Annotated in this window: 10 protein-coding genes; 6 read left to right on the top strand and 4 right to left on the bottom strand. The window is 70.7% G+C overall.

Annotated elements, in window-relative coordinates; genetic code table 11:
- Nucleotides 1–8 precede the first annotated feature (8 nt).
- The gene (locus tag ACWGJ2_RS08375; protein ID WP_453345207.1) at nucleotides 9–896 is read right to left on the bottom strand and encodes a glycerophosphodiester phosphodiesterase; all 888 of its coding nucleotides are present in this window, start codon (nucleotides 894–896) and stop codon (nucleotides 9–11) included.
- A 158-nt stretch (nucleotides 897–1,054) separates the two neighbouring features.
- On the opposite strand from ACWGJ2_RS08375, the gene uvrB reads away from it, so the two are divergent.
- The 4 genes from uvrB (at nucleotide 1,055) to ACWGJ2_RS08355 (ending at nucleotide 7,327) form a co-directional block, all read left to right on the top strand.
- Entirely contained in the window at nucleotides 1,055–3,205 is a 2,151-nt protein-coding gene (gene uvrB, locus ACWGJ2_RS08370; RefSeq protein WP_453345206.1) for an excinuclease ABC subunit UvrB, read from the top strand.
- Between the two features lie 161 nt (nucleotides 3,206–3,366).
- Nucleotides 3,367–3,945 carry a TerD family protein gene (locus tag ACWGJ2_RS08365; RefSeq protein WP_453345205.1) on the top strand — a complete coding sequence of 193 codons (579 nt, stop codon included), beginning with the start codon at nucleotides 3,367–3,369 and terminating at the stop codon, nucleotides 3,943–3,945.
- Nucleotides 3,946–3,983: 38 nt separating this feature from the next.
- Nucleotides 3,984–6,059 (top strand): TerD family protein, encoded by a 2,076-nt coding sequence (locus ACWGJ2_RS08360; protein ID WP_453345204.1) that lies wholly within the window; start codon nucleotides 3,984–3,986, stop codon nucleotides 6,057–6,059.
- 266 nt (nucleotides 6,060–6,325) lie between these two features.
- Nucleotides 6,326–7,327, top strand: a complete 1,002-nt coding sequence (locus tag ACWGJ2_RS08355; protein WP_453345203.1) for a TerC family protein — start codon at nucleotides 6,326–6,328, stop codon at nucleotides 7,325–7,327.
- Between the two features lie 137 nt (nucleotides 7,328–7,464).
- On the opposite strand, the gene ACWGJ2_RS08350 is transcribed toward ACWGJ2_RS08355, so the two are convergent.
- Nucleotides 7,465–10,761, bottom strand: a complete 3,297-nt coding sequence (locus ACWGJ2_RS08350; protein ID WP_453345316.1) for a phosphodiester glycosidase family protein — start codon at nucleotides 10,759–10,761, stop codon at nucleotides 7,465–7,467.
- A gap of 709 nt (nucleotides 10,762–11,470) precedes the next feature.
- Here ACWGJ2_RS08350 and ACWGJ2_RS08345 point away from each other — a divergent pair.
- Entirely contained in the window at nucleotides 11,471–13,375 is a 1,905-nt protein-coding gene (locus tag ACWGJ2_RS08345) for a PP2C family protein-serine/threonine phosphatase (protein WP_453345202.1), read from the top strand.
- A gap of 42 nt (nucleotides 13,376–13,417) precedes the next feature.
- Nucleotides 13,418–14,614 carry a cobalamin B12-binding domain-containing protein gene (locus ACWGJ2_RS08340; RefSeq protein WP_453345201.1) on the top strand — a complete coding sequence of 399 codons (1,197 nt, stop codon included), beginning with the start codon at nucleotides 13,418–13,420 and terminating at the stop codon, nucleotides 14,612–14,614.
- Nucleotides 14,615–14,636: 22 nt separating this feature from the next.
- Here ACWGJ2_RS08340 and ACWGJ2_RS08335 read toward each other — a convergent pair whose 3' ends face one another.
- Nucleotides 14,637–15,116: a Rieske (2Fe-2S) protein gene (locus tag ACWGJ2_RS08335; RefSeq protein ID WP_453345315.1), complete on the bottom strand. Its 480-nt coding sequence runs from the start codon at nucleotides 15,114–15,116 to the stop codon at nucleotides 14,637–14,639.
- Nucleotides 15,117–15,266: 150 nt separating this feature from the next.
- Nucleotides 15,267–18,290 (bottom strand): excinuclease ABC subunit UvrA, encoded by a 3,024-nt coding sequence (gene uvrA / locus ACWGJ2_RS08330; protein WP_453345200.1) that lies wholly within the window; start codon nucleotides 18,288–18,290, stop codon nucleotides 15,267–15,269.
- Nucleotides 18,291–18,400 lie beyond the last annotated feature (110 nt).

Here is an 18,400-nt window from a genome sequence, read left to right as displayed (position 1 = left end):
GGTCCGGATCAGCCGCCGGTCTCCTGCCGGATGACGTCCGGATAGTTGGAGATGATCCCGTCGACACCCGCGTCCGCGACCTTGCGGGCCGTGGCCGCGTCGTTCACCGTCCAGGCGTACGTCTCCAGCGGCTTGCCGTGGGGGCCCTTCACGCTGTGGATGGCGTCCACGTACTCCTTGGACACGGTCGTGTACTTCGGGTTGATCTGGTCGGCGAAGCCCGCGTAGGTCTTCAGCTCGTTCTTGGGCGGGTTGCCGAGGAAGCCCGTCTTCAGCGCGGGCTTCAGGCCGTGGATCTTCTTGACCGAGTCGGCGTTGAAGCTCTGGACGACCAGCTTGCTCTTGAGGTGCCGTCCGTCGAGCCAGCCCTTCTTGGTCAGCTCCTTGAGCACCTGGGCCTCGATCCCCGGGTACAGCTCGGGCGCCTTCAGCTCCATCAGCAGCTTCTGGCCGTTACGGGTGACCCGGTCGAGGTACTGGTCCAGCGTGGGGACCTTCTGGTTCTGGTAGCTCGCGCTGAACCAGCTTCCCGCGTCGAGCTTGGCGATCTCCTTCGACGTGAAGTCGGAGACGTTCCAGGGGGAGCGGTCGGGGAAGACCTTCTCGGCGTTGGTCGTACGGTCGAGCGTCGTGTCGTGCATCACGACCAGCTTGCCGTCCTTCGTGCGCTGCACGTCGTTCTCGACCCAGCTGATGCCCAGCTTGTGGGCCTTGTCGACCGCGGCGAGCGTGTTCTCGGGAGCGTGGCCCGAGGCACCTCTGTGGGCGACGGTCGTGGGTGGCTCTGTCTTGTCGGCCCGCTGAGGGGCGGCGTGGGAGGGACTGGCGGAGAGGATGAGTGCGGACATACCCAGGAGAGCGCCAGTGGTGGCGGCTACGGCAGGGCGCATCGACATTCGGGACTCCTCGCGATCGACCGTGCACGGACAGCGAAGAGGATTCCCGTTGCGCGATACACGAAAGCAGAAGCGGAGTGGCCGTGATGTGAACGTATAGCGTCCGGGACTCACCTCGCGCGAGGTCGATGTCAGTGGCGAGTCGTACGGTGGATCGCATGCGGCCCCAAACCCAGATCGAACGCAAGGTTGCGCCCTTCGAGGTCGTCAGCCCCTACCAGCCCAGCGGTGATCAGCCGACGGCCATCGCCGAGCTAGCGCAGCGCGTCGGCGCAGGTGAGAAGGATGTCGTGCTGCTGGGCGCGACCGGCACGGGAAAGTCGGCGACCACCGCCTGGATGATCGAGAAGCTCCAGCGCCCCACCCTGGTGATGGCGCCGAACAAGACCCTGGCCGCCCAGTTGGCGAACGAGTTCCGCGAGCTCATGCCGAACAACGCGGTGGAGTATTTCGTTTCCTATTACGACTACTACCAGCCGGAGGCGTACGTCCCCCAGACGGACACCTACATCGAAAAGGATTCCTCCATCAATGAGGAGGTGGAGCGGCTCCGGCACAGCGCGACGAATTCGCTGCTGACGCGCCGGGACGTAGTCGTCGTCGCCTCCGTCTCCTGCATCTACGGTCTGGGCACGCCGCAGGAATACGTAGACCGGATGGTGCCGCTCAAGGTCGGGGACGAGGTCGACAGGGACCAGTTGCTACGCCGTTTCGTGGAGGTCCAGTACACGCGCAATGACGTCTCGTTCACTCGCGGCACCTTCCGGGTGCGCGGCGACACCATCGAGATCTTCCCCGTCTACGAAGAGCTGGCCGTCCGCATCGAGATGTTCGGGGACGAGATCGAGGCGCTCTCGACGCTCCACCCGCTCACCGGCGAGGTCATCTCGGACGATCAGGAACTGTACGTGTTCCCGGCCTCCCACTATGTCGCGGGCCCCGAGCGGATGGAGCGCGCCGTCGCGGACATCGAGGCGGAACTGGAGCAGCAGCTCGCCTCCATGGAGAAGCAGGGCAAGCTGCTGGAGGCCCAGCGGCTGCGCATGCGCACGACGTACGACATCGAGATGATGCGCCAGATCGGCACCTGCTCCGGCATCGAGAACTACTCCCGGCACATCGACGGCCGCGAGCCGGGCACAGCCCCGCACACGCTGCTCGACTTCTTCCCGGACGATTTCCTGCTCGTCATCGACGAGTCGCACCAGACCGTCCCCCAGATCGGCGCGATGTACGAGGGCGACGCGGCCCGTAAGCGCACCCTGGTCGATCACGGCTTCCGGCTCCCCTCGGCGATCGACAACCGGCCGCTGAAGTGGGAGGAGTTCGTCGAGCGGATCGGTCAGACGGTCTATCTCTCGGCGACCCCCGGGCCGTACGAGATGTCGCGCTCCGACGGCTATGTGGAGCAGGTCATCCGCCCGACGGGCCTGATCGATCCCGAGGTCGTCGTCAAGCCCACCGAGGGGCAGATCGACGATCTGGTCCACGAGATCCGCACCCGCACCGAGAAGGACGAGCGGGTCCTCGTCACCACCCTCACCAAGAAGATGGCCGAGGACCTCACCGACTACTTCCTGGAACTGGGCATCCAGGTCCGCTATCTGCACAGCGACATCGACACGCTGCGCAGGGTGGAGCTGCTGCGCGAGCTGCGCAGCGGCGAGTTCGACGTGCTGGTGGGCATCAACCTGCTGCGTGAGGGCCTGGACCTCCCCGAGGTGTCGCTGGTGGCCATCCTGGACGCGGACAAGGAAGGCTTCCTCCGCTCGGGAACCTCCCTGATCCAGACGATCGGCCGCGCGGCGCGCAATGTCTCAGGGCAGGTGCACATGTACGCGGACAAGGTCACCCCGGCCATGGAGAAGGCCATCGACGAGACCAACCGCCGCCGCGAGAAGCAGATCGCGTACAACACGGAGCGCGGCATCGATCCCGAGCCGCTGCGCAAGAAGATCGGCGACATCGTCGCCGACATCGCCCGTGAGGACATCGACACCGAGGAACTGCTCGGCTCGGGCTACCGCCAGGAGCGCAAGGGCGGCGGCAAGGACGGCGGCGGCACCAAGGGCAAGGCGCCGACCCCGGCCAAGTCGGCGGGCAAGGGCAAGGGCAAGAAGGCCAAGGGCGAGGAGGAGCAGCTCACCGACAGGCCCGCGGCCGAACTCGCCGAGATGATCGAGGAGATGACGGAGCGGATGCGCGCGGCAGCCGCGGATCTCCAGTTCGAGGTCGCCGCGCGCCTGCGCGACGAGGTGGGGGAGCTCAAGAAGGAGCTGCGGCAGATGAAGGAGGCGGGGCTCAAGTAACGCGCGTGAGCACGCCCGGCCCCCGCCCGTACCTGCGGAGTGTTGCAAGAACGACACAAAGCGGGACGGGCGGTCCGGGCCCCGCGCGCGCATGCGTAGGGTGCGGTGCGTGACAGCCGTCGGCTGCGACGGCGGCCAGCCATGTCGAGAGGGGAACGCACGTGACGGTCAACTTGTCCAAGGGGCAGGCGATCAGTCTCCAGAAGAGCGACGGAGGCACGCTGAACGCGGTGCGCATGGGCCTGGGCTGGAAGTCGGCGCCGCGCCGCGGCCTGTTCGGCAAGCGTTCCAAGGAGATCGACCTGGACGCCTCGGCCGTGCTGTTCGCCGACAAGCAGCCGGTGGACGTCGTCTTCTTCCGCCACCTGGTGAGCGACGACGGCTCGGTCAAGCACACCGGTGACAACCTGGTCGGCGGCGCCGGCCAGGGCGGCGACGACGAGGCGATCATGGTCGACCTCCAGCGGGTGCCGGTCCACATCGACCAGATCGTCTTCACGGTGAACTCCTTCACCGGGCAGACCTTCGCCGAGGTCGAGAACGCCTTCTGCCGTCTCGTCGACGAGACCAACGGCCAGGAACTGGCGCGCTACACACTGACCGGCGGCGGCCAGTACACCGCCCAGATCATGGCCAAGGTGCACCGCCAGGGCAGCGGCTGGCAGATGACGGCGGTGGGCAACCCCGCCAACGGGCGTACGTTCCAGGACCTGATGCCGGCGATCCTGCCGCACCTGTAGAACCGGCCCGCGCGGGCGCCACGAGGGGGGACGTGAGGATGACGGCCGAGCTTGTCCGGGGGCAGAACCACCCACTGCCGGAGACCCGCCTGGAGATCCGGATCTCGGCGGGGAAGCCGGTCGTGGCGGGGGCGAGCCTGAACGACGAACAGGGGCGGGTCCGCGAAGCGGAGTGGATCGCCCACCCGGCACAGCCGCGCCTCCCCGGCCTGGAGGTCTCCCGCCAGGCCGCCGCCGACCACCGGCTCGCCGTCGATCTCGGCGCGCTGCCCGCCGACGTCCACCGGGTGAACGTGCTGCTCGCACTGCCCGCCGGAGTCGGCGGGCCCGCCTCCTTCGGCACCCTCGCCGCGCCCTTCGTCGCCGTCACGGGGCTGGAGGGCGACGAGGTCGCCAGCTACACCGTCACAGGTCTTGACGCGGAGTCGGCTGTCGTGGCCGTCGAGCTGTACCGCAGGCAGAACGCCTGGAAGGTGCGCGCCGTCGGCCAGGGGTACGCGGGCGGTCTCGCCGCCATGCTCGCCGACCAGGGGTTGCCCCAGGCGGATGAGCTGGCCGCCACGATCAACGAGGCCGTCGCCGCGGGCCTGGCCCGCTCCGTCGCGCCCCCGGCGGGCCCGCCCGGCGCGGCCCGCGCCCGCAGCGGCGCCCACGCGTCCTCCGGCCACACCAGCACCCAGGCGGGTGCGGGCCAGGGAGGCGGAGGCGACCCGGCCACCGGAGGCGCCACGGCCGGTAGCGGCGCGCCAGGAAGCGGCGCGGGGACGTCGTCCGCCGACGCCTCCCTCGGCGCACCGGGACCAGGACCGGTCCCCGGCGCGGCCTCCGGCTCGACTCCCGGCGCGGGTGCCGCCCCCGCCGCCACGGGGCCCGGCGGCCCGATCGACTACCAGCACCCCGGCCGCCGCCCGGCCGCGCCGCCACCGCCACCGCCCGCGCCGCCCGCCGCGCCGCCCACGAGCGGCGACCCGCACGCCCCCGTGGCCGGAGACGCCGCCGGGTGGTCGATGGAGGAGCGGCTCTACAACCAGGTCTGGGGCATGTTCGAGGACCTGGCCCGTACGGTCGCCGCGTACCGCTCGGCCGTGGACTTCGCGGAGTCGCGGCAGGAGCAGGAACTGGACCAGGTCCTCTCCGACCCCCGCACCCGGGTCGGCCCCGTGGCGGACGCGGCCCGCAAAGAGGCGGGGGACAAGCACGCCCGCCTCGTCGAGCAGGCCCGCGCAGTGCTCGACCGCGACGTTGCCCAGCTGGCCGCCGAGTCCGAGGTGGTCGAGCCCGCGCTGCCGCCCGCCTTCGCGGGCTGGGACAACCCCGTGTGGCAGACGTACCAGGTGCCCATGGAGGTGCCGATGGCGATGCGCCTGGGGGACCTCAGCCTCACCGAGAGCGAGGCGGCCGGGCTGCGCATCCCGATGCTGGTGCGGCTGCCGATGGAGCGCGGGCTGTGGATCGACAGCGGCCGTGAGCAGGGGACCGCCGACGCCTCGCTCGCCGACGCGGACGAGCTGCGCCGCCGGGCAGCGCTGGCCGGAGCGGCCATCGCCGCGCGGCTCGCCGCCGTCTACCCCGTGGGGGAATTCACGCTCCATGTGATCGACCCGGCCGGAACCGCGGCCCCCGCCCTCGCCCCGCTCGTGGACAGCGGCGTGCTGGCCGAGCCCCCGGCAGCGGGCGCCGCCGGGGTGGCCAGGACGCTGGAGCGGCTGACGCAGCGCGTGGACCTGGTGCAGATGGCCGTGCGCAGCGGCGCGGCCGACGCGCTGCCGCCCGACCTCGACACCGCGGAGCAGTTGCTGATCGTCCACGACTTCCCGCACGGGTTCGACGATCGCGCCGTCACCCAGTTGCGCTACCTCGCGGACGAGGGCCCCTCCGTCGGGGTCAACCTGATGCTGATCGCCGACCGCGAGGACGCGCGTGCCTACGGCCCGGTGCTCGATCCGCTGTGGCGGGCCCTGCTGCGCGTCACGCCTGTGGCCAGCAGCCACCTCGCGGATCCCTGGGTGGGACACGCGTGGACGTATGAGCCCTCAGTGGCTCCGGACCACAGCCAGGTGATCCCGCAGGTGCTCGGGAGGGTCGCCGCGGCCCGGCGCGCCTACGGGCGCTGAGCGTGCTGAGGCCGCTCTGACCAGGGGTTCCATGCCCCGTCCCGTTCCCCCGTACGGATGCATGGTCGTGCCCTCTACCTGCGCTCTTTACTATTGCTTGGTATTGCTTTACTGTTCCTTGTGCGGAGGGGAGTATTCCCAGCCTCGCGGCGTTCTCGTCAATACGGATCGGCTCGTCCGATCCCGGGACGTCGGTCCAGCGGCGTTTGTCACTGGGCGGAAGAGACCTCCGGCCCATGCGAACATGCAAGCCGGAGGTTGCGTTCATGGACGTGTCCCTATCGGTCTGGGTGCTGACCATCGTTGGTCTGTGCGCCCTGATCGCCGTCGATTTCTTCATCGGGGGCCGTAAGCCCCACGAGGTCTCCCTCAAGGAGGCCGGAACCTGGACGATCGTCTGGATCGTCCTCGCCGCGCTGTTCGGCGTCGGCCTCTTCCTCTTCGGAGGCGCGCAGTCCTCGGGAGAGTTCTTCGCCGGTTACATCACGGAGAAGTCGCTCAGCGTCGACAACCTGTTCGTCTTCGTCCTGATCATGGCGAAGTTCGCGGTCCCCTCCATCTATCAGCAGCGGGTGCTGATGGTGGGTGTGCTGATCGCGCTGGTGCTCCGCGCCGTCTTCATCGCGGCGGGCGCCGCGATCATCTCGACCTTCTCCTGGGTCTTCTTCATCTTCGGCGCCTTCCTCATCTGGACCGCCTGGAAGCTCATCCAGGAAGCACGGGCTGGCGAGGAGGACGAGGAGTGGGAAGAGGGCCGCCTGATGAAGGCCGTCGAGCGCCGCTTCCCGTCGACGAACAAGTACCACGGCACCAAGCTGTTCATCGTCGAGAACGGCAAGCGGCTGATGACGCCGATGCTGCTCGTGATGCTGGCCATCGGTACCACCGACATCCTGTTCGCGCTGGACTCCATCCCCGCGATCTTCGGTCTGACGCAGGACCCGTACATCGTCTTCACCGCCAACGCCTTCGCCCTCATGGGTCTGCGGCAGCTCTACTTCCTGATCGGCGGCCTGCTCAAGAAGCTGGTCCACCTGTCCTACGGGCTGTCCGTCATCCTCGGCTTCATCGGCGTCAAGTTGGTGCTGCACGCCCTGCACGAGCTGGGGGTGCACGTCCCGGAGATCAGCATCCCGGTCTCGCTGGGCGTGATCTGCGCGGTGCTCGTCGTCACCACCATCACCTCGCTCATGGCCTCCAAGAAGCAGGCGAAGGCCGAGCAGGCGGAGCAGGAGAAGGCCGGCAAGGAGAACGTGGACGCGTCGTAACGTCCCGTCCGTCCGTACGGCCGCCCCGCCGTACGGCCGCGCGGCGCACGCGCCGCATGGGGCGGCGGGAGGATCCCTCCCGCCGCCCGTCGGCGTTTCCGGTGCCCTTCCGGCCCTTCCGGCTCCGGATCACCGGATCAGCGCGCGACGACCACCCGGCGCTCCGCGCGTTCGCCGTTCACCGTTACGGCGAGGGTCACCGTGCCGGGGCGCAGGGCGGTCAGGACGCCTGTGTCGGGGGAGTAGGAGGCGACACAGCGCCCCTTCTTCCCGCTCCCCTTCACGCACAGGCCGCGCGAACCCGACCAGTCGGCGCTGAGGGGCCAGGCGACCGGTACGGCGCGGGCCGCCGCGCCCTCGCCCTGGAGGACGGTCGCCGGTGTCTTCGCCGAGTCCCCCACGGACAGCTCCGACGGCGCCTCAAGGGTGAGGCCGTCCACATGGGCCCGCGTCTGCGCGGAGATCCAGCCCCCGGAGCCCGAGCCCGAGCCCGAACCGGAATCTGGGCCATCGCCGTCCGTCCGGGGCGTGCCCCGGTCCACGCCCAGCATCGACCACCCCGTGAACCCGCCCGAAGCGGCCCCCGCTGCCGGCGCCTTGCCGGAGTTGCCGTTGACGAGATACGGGACGCCGTCCACCCGCGAGGCGTCGAAAGCTCCCGCGTGCGCGCCGATGAGGACGGCGCCCTTGCCCGTACGGTCCTGGAAGTCGCTCAGCCAGTCCTCCAGCAGGTCCGCCTCCATCCGGTCGGAGAGCTGGCTCGCCGACTGGCCGGTCGGATCGCGCGGCGGGACGTGCTGGAGCACCGCGACCGAGCTGACGGAATGGTCCTTCGCCGCCGAGTCCAGCGCTCGCCGCAGCTCCTGGAACTGCGCGTACCCGCCGCCGCGCACCGTCAGGGACGAGGTGTCGAGGGTGACGAAGCGGGTGCCCTTGTGGTCGAAGGTGCGCTGCGTGGGACCGAACTCACGGACGAAGTTGTCTATGCTGCCGCCCATGACCTCGTGGTTCCCCGGTACGTAGTACCAGTCCACGGCGTCCCCCAGCTCCTCCTCCAGTATCGAGCGCGCGAACTTGAGGTCCTCGGGCGAGCCCTCGTCGACGAGATCGCCGTTGATGACGACGAAGTCGGGCTTCGCCGCGCGGATCTCACGCAGGGTGCGACGGGCCTGCCGCACCAGCGGGCTGTCCGGCGCGCGGGCGACGAACTGGGCGTCCGACATGACGGCGAAGCGCCAGTCGCGGCCCTGGGTGTCGGCGGCGGTCGAGATCAGCGGGTCCTTGTGGCGCGGCGTCGCGGGCAGATCGACGTCCGGCGGGGTGCGGGCCACCAGCTCGTCGAGCACCACGTCGCCCGTGTACTGCTCGGCCGGCCGGGTCTCGGCCAGATAGAAGCGGTACACGCTCACCGGATACGCGACCGCCTCCGGAACGGGGAACGTGACCTCCTGCCAGCCCGTCCAGTCGACGTTCGCGCCGCGCAGCACATGGTCCGTGCCCATCGCGTCCTTGAGGTGGAGGGAGGGCCAGGCGCCCTTGCCGTCGCCCTTGACCCACATGGTGAAGCTCTGCGGCTGCCCCTCGACGGGGATCTGCGCCGGAGGCGTGGCGTAGGCGGCGCGGGTCGCCGTTGACCTGCCGAAGTCGTAGCGCATCCGCAGCCCGGTGCCCGTGTGCCCCTCGGGCTCAGCGGCGAGGGAGCCCTCGGCGCGCGCGGCGCTGAACTTCCAGCTCCCCGCGTCGTCGAATCCCGCGACCCGCTGATCGTGCAGCCCGACGGTGACGGCGAGCCGCGTCGTACGCCCCTTGACCGTGACGTCGACGACCCCCGAAGCGGCCTCCTGACCGGGACGGGCCTTGACGGTGAAGCCCCCGGCGGCCGTGTCGGGGGTGATGGTGAACCGCGAGCGGTCGTAGTCCAGCCGCACATCGGCCGGTTCCACCGGGGCGCTCGTGCCGCCCGCGTCGTAGCCGAGGATCCCGAAGGAGCCCTCGGCCTGCGCGTCCGCGAGGCCCACGCGGTCACGGGTGGCGCGTACGCGGTCCAGCTCGCCGAGGACCTCCAGCTCGGCCTGGCCCTTCGCGCGCCCCTGATGGGCCGTCACCTCGGTGCTGCCCGTGCGGCGGGCGTGGAAGACCCCGGAGGCGTCGGCGCGGCCCACGGCGGGGCGCTCGGCGCGCCAGTCCGGGGTGCCGTCGGCGGGGCCGTACGTCTCGTCGTAACCGGCGGCGGTCAGCTTCCTCGTCAGCCCGGGGAAGACCCGCTCGGGGTGGCCGCCGGGGACGTTGTCCGTCGTCGGCGCCCGCTCGGGGTCGGCTGCCGTCTCGACCCAGAACCCGGCCAGCCGTCCGCTGCCCTCCGGCGCGGTCAGCGCCAGCCCGTTGGGCACCGCGCGCTCCTCCCCGTCCGAGGGGGAGTTCTCCAGCTGGGGCTCCCCGGCGCCGGGCTCGCGGGCGAGCAGGGTGGAGGAGCCGCCGCCGTCGAGGTTCAGGGCGTTGTACGCGCCCAGCTCGTCCATCATCCGGCCCAGCTCGGTGAGGGTGACCCCGCCCGAGGCCGCCTGCCGCCCGTCCACGGTCAGGACGTGCATCGTCGAGCCGTCCTTGGAGAAGCCGACGGCGGTACGGGGCGCCGCCGTGTTGTTCGGCCCGCCCTCCCAGTCCTGCGGCTCGCCGTCCACGACCAGCAGCCCGCGCCCGCCGACGGCCGTACGCGGCACGGGGCTCCCGTCGTCCGTCCGCACGTGGTACTCGACCGAGACCGGATCGCCGGGGTCCAGGGAGTCCAGGGTCTTCGCGCCGACGTCGCGGCCGACGAGCACCGTGGCGCCCTCCTCGATCGGCCCCTTGCCGGGCGTTTCCGCGATGGAGGTCACCTTGCCGTCCTTGACGGTCACCTCGGCGGTGTCCGCGGCGCCGTCGGCCGTCATCGCGCGGTCGGCGTCGCCCCACTGGGAGTTGTACGCGCCGATGCCGTTGCCCGGCACGTTGGCCGCGTTGTAGCCGCCCAGCGGTTCCTTGCCGTCGGGGAGGGTGAGCGTGCCCTCGAAGTAGAGGTCCAGGACGCGGCCAGCCGCCTCGGGGCCGATGCCCACGGCGGCGGAGTTCCCGGCAGCGGGGGAGTGGGTGGGCTCGCCCTCGCGCAGGCCGGGGCCGAGCGGGGCGCCCGTCTCGTTGATGTCGAAGAAGTCGGCGTTGAGGGAGGCGACGGTACGGCGGCCCTCGCCGGGGTCGTGCTGCTTGGTCAGCTCGCTCACGGTCTTGCGCTGGGAGACCTTGCCCGAGGAGAGGTAGTCGGTCCGGGTGCCGCGCGTGCCGCTGCCGAGTTCCAGGCTGAGGGCGTCGGCCCGCAGCCACTTGTCGGGCTCCAGCCGTTCGAAGGAGGTGAGCGTGGCGCCGGGTGCGACGGGGCGGCTCTCACGGGACAGCTCCATGCTGTCGCCGGCCGTGCCCGGTGCGGTCGTGGTGCCTGGGGTGGCCGGTGCGGTCGCCGTGCCCGGAGTGGTCGCGGCGCCCGTCGAGGACGTCGCGAGAGATGCCGCTTCGGGCGCGGGCCGATCGGGTGGCGCGACGGCTCCCGCGGGTGCCGCCAGCCCCGCCGCGAGCGCGGAGACGGCCGTGGCGGAGAGCAGGGAGCGGGTGAGGAGTCTTCTTCTTCTGTGTGCGTGGATCTGGGTCTGAGTCACAGCATCCCCCACAAACACGTGTGTTCCATGCGCTTCCTGCGCACAGCGCGGCACAGCGTCCCAAGGGGGACCGGTCTACACCAGAGGCCGCGCGAGAAAACGGTGCGAACAACACGCCGCGTGTATCTGACGGTTGAGTCATTCCCGCGCCGGGGCGCGTACGCCCCCGCCTGCGGGGGAACTGCTGAGCGGCGGCGCGGAGGGCTGCGGGGAAGCGCCGGTGGCATGGTCGCAAACATTGCGGGACACGACATGAAACGGATTCTGCCGAGCGAGTCACGACTATCTGTGCACGTCTTTTGAACGCAATGCCCATGTCGCTTGCGTAGGTCCACTCCCGGGCGAGACGGTTTCCGTTCATCGAGCCCCAGAGAACGAGCCCATAGAGAGCCGCATCAGGTGATCACCCGCACCGCGGGTGGCGCCCGCTGTGACGTCCTGTCGTGAGGTCGTCCCAATGCCCGCACCCCGTCCCTCGCGGTCAGCCGCATCTCTGCTGCCGTACTCCGACCTCGACCTCTCGGACCTCTGGCGCGCCGTCACCGACAGCGCGCCGGGGCCGGTGCTGGCCGTGGACGGGTCCGGACTGGTCATCCTCGCGAACGGACACGCGCAGGCCGCGTTCCCCGGGCTCGCGCCCGGCAGGCCGCTCACGGAGGCGTCGATTCCGCACTGGCTGACCAGGGCGTTCCTCGCACAGCGGGAAGGCGGGACGGGGCGGAGCCCCGACGAGGTGCGCGGACGCCTCGCCGACCGCTGCGTCAGAGCGCGGCGGCGTCCCCTCGGCCGCGGCGGCGACGCGTGGTGGCTGACGGAGACCGACGAGGGAGCGGCACGCCCGGGGCGCACAGGGGCGGTGGCCGAGCACGAGCGGGCCGAGTACGAGCGGATGGCGTTCCTGGCGGACGCGTTACAGAGCCTGGTCGGCTGCTTGCGCCCTGACCGGTGCAGGGCGTCGATCGCCGAGCTGGCGGCGGGGCGGCTCGCTGATGCGGCCCTCGTCGTCACCAGCCACCGCGAGGGGCGCCTTTTGACGGTGACGTCGGCTTCGGCGTCGGTGGCGGCGTCCGCTTCGGCGTCGGTGGCGGCGTCCGCTTCGGCTTCGTCTGCGGCTGCGGTGTCGGGCTCGGCGTCGGCCCCGGCTTCGGGTGCGGGATCCGCTTCGGGTGCGGGCTCTGCGTCGGGTGCGGGCTCCGCCCAGGAGCACGCCCAGGAACCCGGCCGGGCGCGGGCCTCGGGACGCGCGGCCGAACGGACTGTGAGCGCCCACTCGCGCGACGTCCCCGGCCTGGCGGAGGCGCTGACCGGAGCGCCCCCGGCGCGCTCCGGCTGGACCGACCCCGCGCACCTGCCGTCCTGGGTGCCGCCCGAGGGGTTCGGCGAGGTCGGCGACTTCGTCGTCGTCCCCCTGGTGAGCGGCCTCGTCCCCGCCTCGGCGCTCGTGCTGCTGCGGAGCGCCGAGAAGGGCGCCGGCTTCGACGAGGACGGCGGCTTCAGCGAGGACGAGGTGCTCTTCGCGCGGCTCTTCGCCACACGCGCGGGCTCCGCGCTCTCCGCGGCCTGCCTCTACGCCGAGCAGGCCGCGGCGGCCGACGTCCTGCGCGAGGGACTGCTGCCGCCCGCGCTCCCGGACGATCGCGACGGTCTCGACCTTGCGGGCTCCTACCGGCCGGCGCTCGCCCTCGGCGGGGTCGGCGGCGACTTCTACGACCACTACCCGCCCGCCCCCGGCACGCACGAGAGCACCGTCGTGCTCGGCGACGTGTGCGGCAACGATCTCGAAGCCGCCGCCGTGACCGGCCGGGTACGTCACACGCTGGCGGCCCTGCGCCAGTGGGAACAGCACGACCATCCGCGTACCCTGCGCGCCCTCAACGGCGCCCTGCTGAGCGCCGGCTGCCCGCGCTTCGTCACCCTCGTACTGGCCTCCGTGACGCCGGTGCGGCAAGGGGAGGGCGGCCTCGCGCTGCGGCTGACCACGGCCGGGCATCCGCCGCCGCTGATCGTCCGGCGGGAGGGCCGGGTGGAGGAGGCGGCGACGGAGGGGACCGTCCTCGGCGTGTTCGACGAGATCGAGGCGACCAGCTTCGAGACGACGCTACGACCCGGAGAGAGCTGCCTGCTCTACTCCGACGGCATCACCGACGCTCGCGGCGGCCCGACCGGCCGACGGCTCTTCGGCGAAGAACGGCTCGGCCCGGTCCTGGAGACCTGCGCGCGGATGACCTCCGCGGCGCTCGTCGAACGGGTGCAGAGCCAGGCCATGCAGTGGCTGGAGGGCCAGCAGCACGACGACATGACCCTCGTGGCCATCACCGCTCCCTTCCGCGTGTGCGACGGCGTGCCTCGTGCACGAGCGTGACGACGCGGTCGGGGCCGTAAGGAGGGAAGATGTTGAGACCCGATGAACGATGAAGAGAGTTCGGACGTAACCGGTCCGTCTGGAGGGTCCGCGGGAGCTGCGGAGTCCTCGGCGTCCGCAGCATCCTCGGCGTCCGCGGCGGGCCCTGACGGAGCGACGCTGGAAGCGCGCGTCGCGGAGTTCGTCGCCGCGGTCTCCGAGGGCGACGAGCACACCGCACTCGGCGTGGTGAACGGCGCCCTCGAAGCGGGCACGGAGCCGGAGGACGTGCTCCTGCGGATCATCGCGCCCGCGCAGTACCGCGTCGGCGAGGACTGGGCGGCCGACCGGATCAGCGTCGCGACGGAGCACGTGGCCACCGGCATCAGCGACCGCGCCGTCGCGGCGGTCGCGGCGACCCGCTCCGCGCCCCGCGCCTGGTACCGCGGCCGTATCGCCGTGGCGTGCGTCGAGGGGGAGTGGCACGCCCTTCCGGCGCGCATCCTCGCGGAGGTGCTGCGGCTGCGGGGCTGGCGCGTGGACTTCCTCGGCGCGCATGTGCCCGGCACCCATCTGATCGACCATCTGCACCGCACGGGCGCGCATCTCGTCGCGCTGTCGTGCTCGCTGCCCGTCCGGTTACCCGCCGCTTACGTCGCCGTCTCGGCCAGCCAGGAGGCGGGCGTCCCCGTGCTGGCGGGCGGCGCTGGATTCGGCCCCGACGGGGAGTACGCGCGGACGCTGGGCGTGGACATGTGGGCGCCCGACGCCGTGACGGCCGCCTCCCGGGTGCACGACGAGTGGCCGGTGCTCGGAGGCACGCGGGTGCCGGATCTGGCCCACCTGGAGGATCAGGAGTACGCGCTGCTGATGCGGGACCGGCACCGTCTGGTGGCGGACACGCTGGCCGCGCTGCCCGCGCGCTTTCCGGCCATGAAGTCGTACACGAGCCATCAGATGCGGTGCACGGAGGACGACCTCTCCTACATCGCCGAGTTCCTGGCGGCTGCGCTGTACGTCGACGACCAAGCCCTGTTCACGCGCTTCCTGCTCTGGACGGCGGACATTCTGGAGGCCCGGAACGTGCCGGTGGTCTCGCTGCTGGAGGCGCTGGACCTGATGTCCCTCTCGTTCCGGGACTTCTTCCGGGCCGGCGCGGTGGTCGACGCAGGGCTGACGGCGCTGCGGGGACGGGAAGCACGGGAAGCACGGGAACAGGGAGGGGAGCGGGGCGGGGGAGGGCCGATGGGCGCGGGCTGAGGACCGCGCCCCGTCCGCCGCGTCAGTAGCCCCCGCCGGAACTGGAACCGGAACCCGAACCGGAACCGGATTCGGGGCCCGCCACGAGCTTGCCGTCCTTCTCCCGTACGGGAACCTCGGGGAGGGGGTTCGTGGCGGGACCTCTGATGACCTCTCCCGTGGTGACGTTGAAGCGGCTGCCGTGGCAGGTGCAGTCGCCCTCCTCCTTCTTGACCGTGGACAGTACGCAGCCACGGTGCGTGCACACCGCGCTGAACGCCTTGAACTCGCCCTTCGACGGCTGGGAGAGCACGAGCTTCTGCTCGCGGAAGAGTTTCGCCCCGCCGACGGGGACCCCGCTCGCGGGGCCGAGGTCGACGGGGGCCGTGGGGGTCGCGGTGCCCTTGGCGGGCTGCTCCTCCCCGCCGCCGGAGGAGCCGGAGCAGGCGGTGACGGCGAGGCCGAGTCCGGCCACCGCCGGCACGCGCAGGACGGTACGGCGCGGGGTCTGCTGATCGTTGATCGTCACGCTCCGTACGATACGTCACCGTCTGTGGTGGAGTGCTCCCGCGCCGACGCATCCGGCACCGCGTCCCGCCACGCCCCACCCGCCCCGGAACGCGAAGGGTCCCGTCGTGCCGCGACACGACGGGACCCCTATGCCTCTACAGACTCACGACCGCTTGCGCGCCGCCGTCGTCTTCTTCGTGGTGGCCTTCTTACCCGTGGTCTTGCCCGTGGTCTTGGCAGTGGCTGCGGTGGCCGTCTTCTTGGCCGCCGCCGAGGTGGCCTTCTTGGCGCTCGCCTTCTTCGCGGGCTTGCGGCCCGCGCTCCGCACCGGTGTCGCGTCGCTCACGCGGTCGCCCAGGAGGTCCCGCAGGAACTTGCCCGTGTGGCTGGCCGGGACGCCCGCGACCTGCTCCGGGGTGCCCTCGGCGACGACGAGACCGCCGCCGTTGCCGCCCTCGGGGCCCATGTCCACGACCCAGTCCGCCGTCTTGATGACATCGAGGTTGTGCTCGATGACGATCACCGAATTGCCCTTGTCGACCAGGCCCTCCAGCACCGTGATCAGCTTCCTGATGTCCTCGAAGTGCAGCCCGGTGGTGGGCTCGTCGAGCACATAGACGGTGCGGCCCGTGGACCGCTTCTGGAGTTCGCTGGCCAGCTTCACCCGCTGTGCCTCGCCACCCGAGAGGGTGGGCGCCGACTGGCCGAGCCGGACATAGCCCAGACCCACGTCGTTCAGCGTGCGCAGATGGCGGGCGATGCCTGGCACCGCCTCGAAGAAGTCCAGGGCCTGCTCGATCGGCATGTCCAGGACCTCGGCGATGTTCTTGCCCTTGTAGTGGACCTCCAGGGTCTCCCGGTTGTACCGCGCGCCGTGGCAGACCTCGCACGGGACGTAGACGTCCGGGAGGAAGTTCATCTCGATCTTGATGGTGCCGTCGCCCGAGCAGTTCTCGCAGCGCCCGCCCTTGACGTTGAAGGAGAAGCGCCCCGGCAGATAGCCCCGGACCTTCGCCTCCATGGTCTCGGCGAAGAGCTTGCGGACGTGGTCGAAGACACCGGTGTACGTCGCGGGGTTGGAGCGCGGCGTACGGCCGATGGGCGACTGGTCCACGTGCACGACCTTGTCCACCAGATCGTCGCCCTCGACGCGCTTGTGGCGTCCGGGAACGCTCTTGGCGCCGTTCAGCTCGCGGGCCAGGTGGGTGTACAGGATGTCGTTGACCAGGGTGGACTTGCCCGAGCCGGAGACACCGGTGACGGCCGTGAGCACACCCAGCGGGAAGTTGACGTCGATGTCCTGGAGGTTGTTCTCGCGGGCGCCGTGGACGGTCAGCCTGCGCTGCGGGTCCACGGGGCGGCGCACGTCCGGGATCGGGATCTGCCGCTTGCCGGAGAGATAGTCGCCGGTCACCGAGTCCCCGTTGGCCAGCAGCTCCTTCAAGGTGCCGCTGTGCACGACCTTGCCGCCGTGCTCGCCCGCCCCTGGACCGATGTCCACGACCCAGTCCGACGCCTTGATGGTGTCCTCGTCGTGCTCGACGACGATCAGGGTGTTGCCCAGATCGCGCAGCCGCACCAGGGTCTCGATCAGCCGGTGGTTGTCGCGCTGGTGCAGCCCGATGGAGGGCTCGTCCAGGACGTACAGCACGCCCACGAGGCCCGAGCCGATCTGGGTGGCCAGCCGGATGCGCTGGGCCTCGCCGCCGGAGAGGGTGCCCGCCGCGCGGTTGAGCGTCAGATAGTCCAGGCCGACGTCCACCAGGAAGCGCAGCCGCTCGTTGACCTCCTTGAGCACCCGCTCGGCGATCTTCTTCTCGCGGGAGTTGAGCGTCATGCGGCCCAGGAATTCCGAGCACTCGCTGATCGACATCGCGGAGACATCCGCGATCGACTTCTCCTGCACCGTCACCGCGAGCACGATCGGCTTGAGCCGCGTGCCCTCACAGGCCGGGCAGGGCACCTCGCGCATATAGCCCTCGAAGCGCTCCCGGCTGCTGTCGGTCTCCGCCTCCTGGTGGCGTCGCTTGACGAACGGCACGACGCCCTCGAAGGCGGTGGTGTAGGCCCGCTGGCGCCCGTACCTGTTGCGGTAGCGCACCTCGATCTGGGTCTTGTGCCCGTACAGCAGGGCCTTCTTCGCACGCTGCGGCAGGCCCGCCCAGGGGATGTCCGTGCGGAATCCGAGAGCGTCGGCCAGGGCGCCGATGAGACGGCCGAAATAGTCGCGGGTGTGGCCGTGGGACCACGGGTGGAGCGCGCCCTCGTCCAGGGACTTGTCCTCGTCCGGGACGACCAGCTCCGGATCGACCTCCATCCGGGTGCCGATGCCGGTGCACTCGGTGCAGGCGCCGAACGGGGAGTTGAAGGAGAAGGTGCGCGGCTCCAGCTCCTCGAAGGACAGATCGTCGTACGGGCAGTAGAGGTGCTCGGAGTACATCCGCTCGCGCTGCGGGTCGTCCTCGTCGAGATCCACGAAATCGAGGATCACCATGCCGCCCGAGAGGCCGAGCGCGGTCTCCACGGAGTCCGTGAGGCGGCGCTTGGCGCCGTCCTTCACCGTGAGGCGGTCGATGACCACCTCGATGGTGTGCTTCTCCTGCTTCTTCAGCTTCGGGGGCTCGGAGAGCTGGATGGTCTCGCCGTCGACCCGCGCTCGGCTGTAACCCTTCGTCTGGAGCTCGCTGAACAGATCGACGAACTCGCCCTTGCGCTCGCGCACCAGTGGCGAGAGCACCTGGAAGCGGCTGCCGGGCTCCAGGGCCAGCACCTTGTCCACGATGGCCTGCGGCGACTGCCGCGCGATCGGGCGCCCGCACTCGGGGCAGTGCGGCTTGCCGATGCGGGCGAACAGGAGCCGCAGATAGTCGTAGACCTCGGTGATCGTGCCGACCGTGGAGCGGGGATTGCGCGATGTGGACTTCTGGTCGATGGAGACTGCCGGTGACAGTCCCTCGATGAAGTCCACATCGGGCTTGTCCATCTGGCCGAGGAACTGCCGTGCGTACGCGGAGAGCGACTCCACGTAGCGCCGCTGGCCCTCGGCGAAGATCGTGTCGAAGGCGAGCGAGGACTTCCCCGATCCCGAGAGCCCGGTGAAGACGATGAGGGAATCGCGAGGGAGGTCGATCGAGACGTTCTTGAGGTTGTGCTCGCGAGCGCCACGGACGAGAAGACGGTCGGCCACGCCGGTTGGCACCTTTCGTGTGAGAACGGGGCGCCCTCGACTGCGCGGGAGCCCCCGACCAAGAGTATGGGTGGCGTCGTCCGAATGTCCTTGGCTTCCGGTCGACACTG

Source organism: Streptomyces sp. NPDC054796, assembly GCF_053611545.1.
This window is presented reverse-complemented; position numbering and strand designations above follow the sequence as displayed.